Source organism: Stenotrophomonas sp. BR163 (assembly GCF_047520985.2).
Classification (GTDB): domain Bacteria; phylum Pseudomonadota; class Gammaproteobacteria; order Xanthomonadales; family Xanthomonadaceae; genus Stenotrophomonas; species Stenotrophomonas sepilia.
Genome location: NZ_JAXBRE020000021.1, coordinates 54,418 through 63,819, shown reverse-complemented (window position 1 = coordinate 63,819; position 9,402 = coordinate 54,418). Strand labels below are relative to the sequence as shown.

Here is a 9,402-nt window from a genome sequence, read left to right as displayed (position 1 = left end):
GCCGCCCCCCCCCCCCCCCCCCCCCCCCCCCCCCCCCCCCCCCCCCCCCCCCCCCCCCCCCCCCCCCCCCCCCCCCCCACTACCGGGGTGCGCAGCGATTTCTGAACATTTCAATCCGCCCATACCGTTAGAGTCCGGTGTCCTCCACCGGACCGAATGCCTTCATGCGTACCCTGCTCCTGCTGCCCCTGGCCCTGCTCGCCGCGTGTTCGACCGCGCCCACCGAGCTGGACCCGATCTCCTATCAATGCCAGCAGCAGCTGGATGCGTACCGCGAACAGCCGGCGCTGCGCGATCCGAAGACGGGCGAGCGCCCGCCGCTGCCGATCGCCCCGATCAGCGATGCCTGCGACAGGGAACTCCAGCGCAAGGGCGTGGATCGCCCGCTGCGCTGAGCAGCGTATGATCGGCGCGCGGGCCTGCCCGCCGTTGAAGGTACCGACATGGATCGTTTTTCCCGCCTGCGCCGCGCCGCGCTGCTGATCGCCAGCCTGCTGGCGACCGCAGCGGCCTGGGCCGACAGCACCGCCTGCCGCGAGCGCTACCCGAGCGTGGCGTCGCAGGCGGCGATGCTGGACGTGGCCTGGACCACCGCCGAACGCCTGGACGCGCTGCCCGAGGTGGACGTGGTGGTGGCCGCGCGCGGTGGCCAGGACCTGCGCCGCTACGGCCTGCGCCACAGCCACCTGGCGTTCCTGCTGCGCGAGGACGACGGCCGCTGGCGCGCGATGCACCTGCTCAACCGCTGCAAGACCGACCGCTCGCAGCTGTACCACGAGGGCCTCGGCAACTTCGTCGGCGAGAGCGGCGGCCATACCGACCTGCGCATCGGCGTGCCGTCGGCCCCCTTGCGTGCGGCGCTGCGCGCGATGCTTGTGTCGCCCTCGATCCAGCCCAAGGCGCTGCACGAAGCGAAGTACAACGTGGTCGCCTACCCGTTCGCCACCGACTACCAGAACTCCAACCAGTGGGTGCTGGAAGTGCTGGCGGCGGCGATGGCGCAGGCCGAAGGCGCGCCGGCCATCGTCAAGCGCGAACAGGCACAGCAGTGGCTGCGCCAGCAGAAGTACCAGCCCAGCGTGCTGCATATCGGCCTCGGCAAGCGCGTGGGTGCGCGCCTGTTCGTGGCCAACGCCACCACCACCGACCATCCGGCCGGCGAACGCATCTCCGGCAACTATTCGGTGGTGACGGTGGAATCGGTGTTCGACTTCCTGCACCAGCGCAGCCAGCTGCAGCAGGAACTGGTGATCCCCCATGTGCCGGTGGCCGGTGCCACTGCCGCCACGCCCTGAATCCCGCTAGGAGAACGATATGCGTCCGCTGCTTGCCTCTGTGTTGTCGATGGTGATCGTCACCGGCCTGGCCTGGTCGACGGCCGCCCACGCCGAACGCCGCATCGTGATCATCCATGACCCGGGCCCGCAGGGACCGAGCCTGGAAATGTCCACGCAGATGGTGGCCTCGGCCCGCGCCGCAGCAGCGAAGGAAGCCCAGGATGCGGCCGATGCCGGCCAGCCGCTGGCCCGCCCGCAGCAGATCAAGCTGCCGCAGATGGAGGTGAGTGCCATCGCCACCACCGTCGATGGCCGCCGCGAAGTGCTGCTGCGTGATGCCAACGATCCGCAGAACACCGCATCGATGCAGTACCCGCGCGGCATCGGCGACCCGGCTGTGCAGTTCACCGTGGGCCAGACCGTGAACTTCGAGCCGACCGGCAACGACCAGGGCTGGCAGCTGAAGGACAACCAGGGCCGCCCGCTGGAATACCTGCCCGAGGCCACCGGCCCGCGCGATATCTTCGATACCCGGCGCTGAGCCGCCGTCCCCACGCTGACCAGGAGGTCTCCATGTTCCGTTGCCTGCGCGTTCGCGCTTCTGCAGTGCTGCTCTCCGCGCTGCTGGTGCCCACCGTCCATGCCGGCGCCGCGTCGCAGTTGAACAGCAGCGAGGCCAGCGTGCTGATCACCTCGCTGATCGTAGTCTCGGTGCCGCTCGCTGCGTCGGCGGGCCTGTCCGAACTGTCCAAGGCGCCGTTCAAGGCCAGCGAACGCAATGGCAGGGTTGCCCGCACCAAGGCGGTGCCGCTGCCGCCAATGGAAGTGAAAAAGGTGGAGACCACGGCGGCGGGCGAGCGCCAGGTGCAGCTGCAGGTGCCCGGCAAGGCCGATCAGACCGCCACCCTGCGCTGGCCGGCGCGCGTGCATGAAGACCAGACGGCGGCCTTCGTGGTCGGCCAGCAGGTGCATTTCGACCCCACCGAGGCCGGTGCCGGCTGGACCGTGAAGAGCGCACGGGGCCAGGCGCTGGCCTACGTGCCGACGGCCTACGCCGCGGGCGATGTGATGAGCGAAGCTTTGTAAAGCTGAACAAGCGGTTTTGGCTTTGCCGCGGGCCGGGCGGATAATGGGCGATCCCCTTTGTCCCCCCTGGCTCGCGATGTCCGTGCGTCCTGCCCCTGTGTTTGCCCCGCTGACCGCCCGCGCCCTGGTGCTGGCGGTATTGGCGATGGGCGCGGTGGTGCTGCTGTCCAACGTGCTGGTGCAGTACCCGATCAACGACTGGCTGACCTGGGGTGCCTTCAGTTATCCGGTCGCGTTCCTGGTCAGCAACCTGATCAACCGCCGCTTCGGCCCGGGCCCGGCGCGCCGCGTAGCGTGGATCGGCTTCGCGGTGGCGGTGCTGCTGTCGATCTGGGTGGCCACGCCGCGCATCGCCGTTGCCTCGTGCTCGGCCTTCATCGTGGCGCAGTTGCTGGATATCACCGTGTTCGACCGCCTGCGCCGTGGCAGCTGGTGGCGCGCACCGATGGTGGCCACGACCTGCAGTGCGACGGTGGATACCACCATTTTCTGGTCGATCGCGTTTGCCGGTTCCACCCTGCCGTGGGTGAGCTGGGCAGCCGGCGACCTGGCAGTGAAGCTGGCGATCGGCGTGTGCCTGCTGGCCCCGTTCCGCGCGCTGCTGTGGAAGATGGCGCCGCTGCGCGCCGCCAGCTGAACGCACATGCTCTGGTAGGTGCCGACCTTGGATGGCACATGAGCACGGTAGGTGCCGACCGTTGGTCGGCACGCTCCAACAGAGTTCATCACCGCTGACAGATTGTGCCGACCAACGGTCGGCACCTACCAACAGCGGATCATCCCCGGGCAATTGCTCTAATGGGTGCACCCACTCACCCGAACGGCAGCTCCGCCGCTCTGCACGCCGCCGTAATCGCCGCACACGCGTCTTCAATCGCTGGCGTGGTCGGTGCCAGTCGCGGGCGACGGTCCAGCGTGCAGGCCAGGCCCACGTCGAGCAGCGTGGCATGCGCGCCATGCAGTGCTTGCGCAGTGTCTTCCGGCAGGAAACCGGCAATCGCCAGCGCATCGATCAGCGACGGCGTGTCGCGTGGCTGCAGCAACGCCGCATGCTGCGCACTACGCGCCAGCACGCCGGTCTGCAGCAGGAACTCCAGGTCCACCACGCCACCGGCACCCTGTTTCAGGTCCAGCCGCGCGGCATCGCTGCGGTCCAGTTCAGTGCGCATGCGGCCGCGCATCTTCAGCACATCGGCATACAGCGTGGCCGGATCGCGCTCACGACCCAGTGTCTGTGCACGCACCTGTTCGAAATCGGCCAGCAGACTGGCATCACCGGCCACACCGCGTGCGCGCACCAGGGCCTGGTGTTCCCAGGTCCACGCGCGTTCGCGCTGGTATTCGGTGTAGCTGGCCAACGAAGACACCAGTGAACCCTTGCCACCGTCCGGGCGCAGGCGCACGTCGATGTCGTACAGGCGCCCGGCGGCGGTGACCGCACCAAGCAGCGCCATCACCTTCTGTGCCAGCCGTGCATACCAGCGCCCCGGTTCCAGCGGACGTGCGCCATCGCTGGCCTCCACGCCAGCCGGGTTGTCGTGCAGGAACACCAGGTCCAGGTCGGAACCGAAGCCCAGCTCAAGCCCGCCGAGGCTGCCGTAGCCGATGATCGCGAAACGTCCACCGGGAATCCCGCCGTGCGCGGCGCGCATGTCCGCCTCGGCCATCGCCAGCACGGTGGTGACCACCGCCTGCGCCAGCTCGGCCAGTTGCCGCGTGCTGTCCACCGCACCCTGGCGGCCATCCAGCGTGGCCATCGCCATGCGGAAGCTGAGCGCCAGCCGCGTCTCGTTGAGCCAGCGCAGTGCCGATTCGGGATCTTCCACCGCCAGCACCTGCTGGCACTCGGCCAGCATGCCGGCCGCATCGGGCATCGGCCCGGACACGCGCACGTCCAGCAGTTCGTCCAGCAGCAGCGGGTACGCGGCCAGCCGCTCGGCCAGCAGCGCGCTGCGCGCCAGCACGTCGACCAACCGCGCCAGCGCGCTGGGCTGTTCGTCCAGCAGCGCGAGATAGCTGGTCCGGCGCAGCACCGCCTGCAGCAGGCCAAGCACGCGCCTGAGCGCGGCGTCGGGTTGCGGCGAACGCGTTGCCGCATGCAGCAACGCGGGCAGTACGCGATCCAGCCGCGCACGCGCCGCATCGGATAATGACTTCACGCCGGTGCCCTGCGCGAAGTCACGCAATGACTGGTCGGCGCCATTGGCATCGAGGAAACCGGCTTCGGCCAGCAATGGCGCGTTGCTGGCCTCGGGCAGGCTACGCCAGTAATTGGCCAGCGCGTCGGGCGCGGCCTGGCCCTTGCGCGGTGCCAGCAGCGCGGCGAATTCGGTACTGACCCGCTGCTGCTGTTCGGCCAGCGCCGCGCGCAGCACGTCCCAGTCCGCGTAGCCGAGGCCGACGGCGATGCGCTGCCGGTCCAGTACATCGCTGGGCAGCACGTGGGTCTGCGCATCGCGCAGCATCTGCAGGCGGTTCTCCAGGCGGCGCAGGAACAGGTAGGCCTCGCGCAGCGCACTGCCGTCCTCGGGCGCGATCTGCCCCGCAGCTACCAGCGCGTCCAGCGCCACCAGCAGGCGGCGCTCGCGCAGCGCAGGTTCGCGGCCACCGCGGATCAGCTGCAGCGCCTGGCACAGGAACTCGATCTCGCGGATGCCACCGGCGCCGCGCTTGATGTCTTCGTGCAACTCGCGGCGCGCGACTTCGGCGGTGATCGCCGCCTTCATCTCGCGCAGGCCATCGAGCGCAGTGAAATCCAGGTAGCGGCGGTACACGAACGGGCGCAGGGTCTGCAGCCACGCTTCGCCGGCCTCGATATCACCGGCGACCGCGCGCGCCTTCAGCCACGCATAGCGCTCCCAGTCGCGGCCTTCGCGCTGGAAATACTGGTCCATCGCCGCGAACGACAGCGCGACGCGGCCGGCGCTGCCGAACGGGCGCAGGCGCAGGTCAACGCGGTGGCTGAAGCCATCGACGGTGGTTTCGTCCAGCAGCTTGGCCAGGCGCTGGCCGAGGCGGGCGAAATACTCTTCGGCGGCCAGCGCGCGCGGGCCGTCGGATTCGCCGCCGTGCGGATAGGCGTAGACCAGGTCGATATCGGAACTGAAGTTGAGCTCGCCGCCGCCGAGCTTGCCGAGGCCGAACACCACCAGCTGCTGCGCGGCGCCTTCGCCATCGCGGACCACACCGTGCCGCTGGGCGAATTCCTGCTGCAGCGCGTCCAGCGCCAGCCGCAGGCAGTCCTCGGCCAGGGTGGTGGCGCCAGCCAGGGTCTGTGCCACGTCGTCCAGGCCGGTCAGGTCGCGCCAGATCAGCCGCGTCGACATGGCAGTACGCCAGCGCCGGATCTGCGCCGGCCAGTCGCTGGGCTGCAGCGGATCGAGCACCGGTGGCGGGATCGGCGGGCAACCGGGGGTAGCCAGCTGCGTCAGCAGCGCCGGTTGCCGCACCAGGGTGTCCAGCGCGAAGTCGCTGGCCACCGCCAGTCGGGTCAGCAGCGGCAGCAGTTCGGCAGGAACGGGCTCGGGCAGGACCTGGGCCAGGCGCGCCAGGGCGCGGTCGACAAGGGGCTGCAGCGGGGCGGGCAGGTCAGCGGGGGCGAGGGTCATGCCCTGATTCTCGCGGGGTCGGATCCCTTTGCCAACGGCGAAGGGCTCTGCCCCCGAGATGCCGCCGCTTGATGCCGCTGGTGGGGTCAGAGCCTTTTGCCCTTGGCAAAAGGATCCGACCCTGAAGGGGAGCCGCGCATTCATACTGGGCGACAGGCAATAAAAAAGCCCGCTTGCAGCGAACTGCCAGCGGGCTCTGCTCCCTCCCCCACGTCGGGATGCAGGGCCATCGTGCGGGCTGCGAAAGCACTTTGCACGCTGCACTGCAAAACAGAACCGGTGGGTATGGGTGAGCCCCTGGGGGAAAAGCCATTCCACGAAGGTAGAACCCCCCGTACGGATGAGGATGGCCGATAATCGGGATTCCCCCCAGAAACACTGTCGTCATGTCTGTTGATCGCATCGCCAACGCGCGTCTCCGTGACCGCGTGGTCTCCGCCGAGGCCGCAGCCGCGCTGATCCAGCCCGGTGAAACCGTGGCCATGAGCGGCTTTACCGGCTCCGGGTATCCCAAGGCCGTTCCCGTCGAACTGGCCCGCCGCATCGAAGCGGTGCACGCCCAGGGTAATCCCTTCCAGATCAAGCTGATGACCGGCGCCTCGACCGCGCCGGAGCTCGATGGCGCGCTGGCCAAGGCCGATGGCATCGCCATGCGCATGCCGTTCCAGAGCGACCCGGACGCGCGCAACCGCATCAACGAGGGCAAGCTGGATTACATCGACATCCACCTCAGCCACGTTGCCCAGCACGTGTGGTTCGGTTTCTACGGCGAGATCGACACCGCCGTGATCGAAGTCTCGGCCATCCGCGAGGACGGTTCGCTGGTGCCCTCCACTTCGGTCGGCAACAACAAGACCTGGCTGGACCTGGCCAGGAAGGTGATCGTCGAGGTCAACGAATGGCAGCCGGCCGGCGTTGACGGCATGCACGACATCTACTACGGCACCGCGCTGCCGCCGCACCGCAAGCCGATTCCGCTGGTGAACGCCAACGACCGCATCGGCGATACCGCGCTGCGCTGCGACCCGGACAAGATCGTGGCCGTGGTGCGTACCAATGGCCCGGACCGCAACAGCCCGTTCAGCCCGATCGATGCGACCAGCGAACAGATCGCCTCGCACCTGATCGAGTTCCTCAAGCACGAGGTGAAGAAGGGCCGCCTGCCGCCGAACCTGCTGCCGCTGCAGTCGGGCGTGGGCAACATCCCCAACGCCGTGCTGGCCGGCCTGGCCAAGAGTGGTTTCCGCGACCTGGCCGCGTTCACCGAAGTGATCCAGGACGGCATGCTCGACCTGCTGCGCGACGGCGTGCTGAGCTACGCCTCGTGCACCGGCTTCGCGCTGAGCCCGCAGGCCAACGAGACATTCAAGGAGAACATCGATTTCTACCGCGAGCGCATCATCATGCGCACGCAGGAAATCTCCAACCATCCGGAACTGGTGCGCCGCCTGGGCTGCATCGGCATGAACGGCATGATCGAGGTGGACATCTACGGCAACGTCAATTCGACGCACGTGATGGGCACGCGGATCATGAACGGCATCGGCGGTTCGGGTGACTTTGCCCGCAATGGTTTCCTGTCGGCGTTCCTGAGCCCGTCCACCGCCAAGAACGGCACCATCTCGGCGATCGTGCCGATGGCCAGCCATGTCGATCACACCGAGCACGATGTGTCGGTGATCGTCACCGAACAGGGCCTGGCCGACCTGCGCGGGCTGACCCCGCGCAAGCGCGCGCAGGTGCTGATCGACAACTGCGCGCACCCGGATTTCCGCCCGCAGTTGCAGGATTACTTCGACCGTGCCAGCCGCGAGAGCTACGGCAAGCACACCCCGCATCTGCTGCCGGAAGCGCTGTCGTGGCACCAGCGCTGGCTGGATACCGGAACGATGAAGGGCTGACGCCCGCTACGGACGTCGGGTAGAGCCGGCCAGCGGCCGGCTCTACCTTCACGCGGTGCGCAGGCTCGCCAGCGATTCGGCCTGCAGCCGCTCGTAGATCTCGAACTCGTCGTTCACCGCCACGCCCAATGCCTGCTCGAAGGCCTCGCGGTTGGCATGCGCGGCATAGGCGCGCTGTTCTTCGCCACCCAGGTTCGACTGGAAAATGCCTGCGGCGCTGACCGGCAGGAAATCCTCGTAGACGATCGGGTCAGCCGTCGCCAGGCCGGCGGCCACCAGCACTTCAGCGGGCAGATCGGCCACGCGCTCCGGCGCGGCGCGGCCGGCGTCGGTAAGCTGGTAGCGGTAATACCCCAGGCCTTCCTGGCGCAGGGTGTCATGGTCATCCGGGAAGCTGGCGAACACCGCCTGCAGGCGCTGGCCGTAGTCGCCGCCGGTGCTGCCTTCGCCACCGGCGTCGCGAGCCTGCGACAACAGCTGGTCGTACAGCGCGCGGCCCTTCGGGGTCAGCGCCAGGCCGCGTTGTTCGATCTCGCCGAAGCGCGCGGTATGGGTGCCGGCATCACCCCCTTCGGCATCCGGGAAGTGCACGGCCTCTTCCAGCGCCTTGAAGCTGGTCTGGCGCAGCAGGATCGGGCAGGCACGACGCGGCGGGCCTTCAATCACCGCCTTGGCCGCCATGCCGTGCTCGATCATTGCCGCCTGTGCAGCGTCGATGTCCAGCGTGCGCGGGGTCAGGTGGTTGATGTGTGGGCCGCGGAAACTGACCACGTCAGCCACCAGGCGGTGCGCGTTGTGCAGGGCGTGGTAGGTCGGCAGGTCGACCGTGGCATCGCCGTGCCAGCGGAAGGTTTCCAGCGCCTCCTGGACGAAACGCTCGGCATCGGCCTGCGACAGGCCACCGTCGCGCTCGGCCTGGTCGATCAGCGCCAGCGCGCCGTCGGTGAAGATGCGGCGGCGTGCCAGGATCTTCGCCGACTCGGCACGCAGCGCTTCGTCTTCGATCAGCTCAAGGCGCAGCAGCGAGGTGAACACGCGGAACGGATTCTGCGCCAGCGCCGCGCCGGTCAGCGGGCGGAACGCGGTGGAGTGGACCGGCACGCCGGCCACCGACAGGTCGTAGTAGCCGACCGGATACATGCCCATCACCGCGAACAGGCGGCGCAGCGTGGCCAGTTCCTGCACGGTACCGACGCGGATCGCGCCATGACGCTCTTCATCCAGCCGCGCACGCTCGTCGTTGCGCTGCAGCTGCGCGGCCAGCGCCGGGTCATGGGCAAGCACCTGCGCGTTGATCCGCTCCACCAGTTCCACCAGCGTGCCGTACAGCGGCACTTCGGTGCGGTACATGCGGGACATGGCCTGCGCGAACAGGCGGCGGATCACATCAGGCGAAACGAAAGAGGCGCTCATCAGTCACTCGATTACGGGAACGGGGAACAGCTCGGACCCGTATTGTCGCCGGAGCGCGTGGCGGCGGCGATACGCAGAGCAACATAAGGAAACCGGTAGTGGGGGGGGGGGGGGGGG

General features: G+C 68.6%; 8 protein-coding genes. 6 read left to right on the top strand and 2 right to left on the bottom strand.

What is annotated here, in order from left to right:
* Positions 1-164: 164 nt before the first annotated feature.
* From ACM0PY_RS16105 to ACM0PY_RS16085, 5 genes are all read left to right on the top strand, one after another.
* Positions 165-395 (top strand): hypothetical protein, encoded by a 231-nt coding sequence (locus tag ACM0PY_RS16105; protein ID WP_005415044.1) that lies wholly within the window; start codon positions 165-167, stop codon positions 393-395.
* 48 nt (positions 396-443) lie between these two features.
* Positions 444-1,295 carry a DUF2145 domain-containing protein gene (locus tag ACM0PY_RS16100; RefSeq protein ID WP_180886343.1) on the top strand — a complete coding sequence of 284 codons (852 nt, stop codon included), beginning with the start codon at positions 444-446 and terminating at the stop codon, positions 1,293-1,295.
* Positions 1,296-1,314: 19 nt separating this feature from the next.
* Positions 1,315-1,818 carry a hypothetical protein gene (locus ACM0PY_RS16095; RefSeq protein WP_180886341.1) on the top strand — a complete coding sequence of 168 codons (504 nt, stop codon included), beginning with the start codon at positions 1,315-1,317 and terminating at the stop codon, positions 1,816-1,818.
* A gap of 32 nt (positions 1,819-1,850) precedes the next feature.
* Positions 1,851-2,363 carry a hypothetical protein gene (locus ACM0PY_RS16090; protein WP_180886340.1) on the top strand — a complete coding sequence of 171 codons (513 nt, stop codon included), beginning with the start codon at positions 1,851-1,853 and terminating at the stop codon, positions 2,361-2,363.
* A 76-nt stretch (positions 2,364-2,439) separates the two neighbouring features.
* A complete protein-coding gene (locus ACM0PY_RS16085) occupies positions 2,440-3,000 on the top strand; it encodes a queuosine precursor transporter (RefSeq protein WP_065179558.1) in 561 nt (186 codons plus the stop codon).
* Positions 3,001-3,175: 175 nt separating this feature from the next.
* On the opposite strand, the gene glnE is transcribed toward ACM0PY_RS16085, so the two are convergent.
* On the bottom strand, positions 3,176-5,971 hold the full coding sequence (gene glnE, locus ACM0PY_RS16080; RefSeq protein ID WP_180886338.1) for a bifunctional [glutamate--ammonia ligase]-adenylyl-L-tyrosine phosphorylase/[glutamate--ammonia-ligase] adenylyltransferase: 2,796 nt from the start codon (positions 5,969-5,971) through the stop codon (positions 3,176-3,178).
* 386 nt (positions 5,972-6,357) lie between these two features.
* On the opposite strand from glnE, the gene scpC reads away from it, so the two are divergent.
* The gene (scpC, locus tag ACM0PY_RS16075) at positions 6,358-7,872 is read left to right on the top strand and encodes a succinyl-CoA:acetate CoA-transferase ScpC (protein ID WP_021202957.1); all 1,515 of its coding nucleotides are present in this window, start codon (positions 6,358-6,360) and stop codon (positions 7,870-7,872) included.
* 48 nt (positions 7,873-7,920) lie between these two features.
* On the opposite strand, the gene hglS is transcribed toward scpC, so the two are convergent.
* On the bottom strand, positions 7,921-9,285 hold the full coding sequence (gene hglS / locus ACM0PY_RS16070) for a 2-oxoadipate dioxygenase/decarboxylase HglS (RefSeq protein WP_180886023.1): 1,365 nt from the start codon (positions 9,283-9,285) through the stop codon (positions 7,921-7,923).
* Between the last annotated feature and the right edge of the window lie 117 nt (positions 9,286-9,402).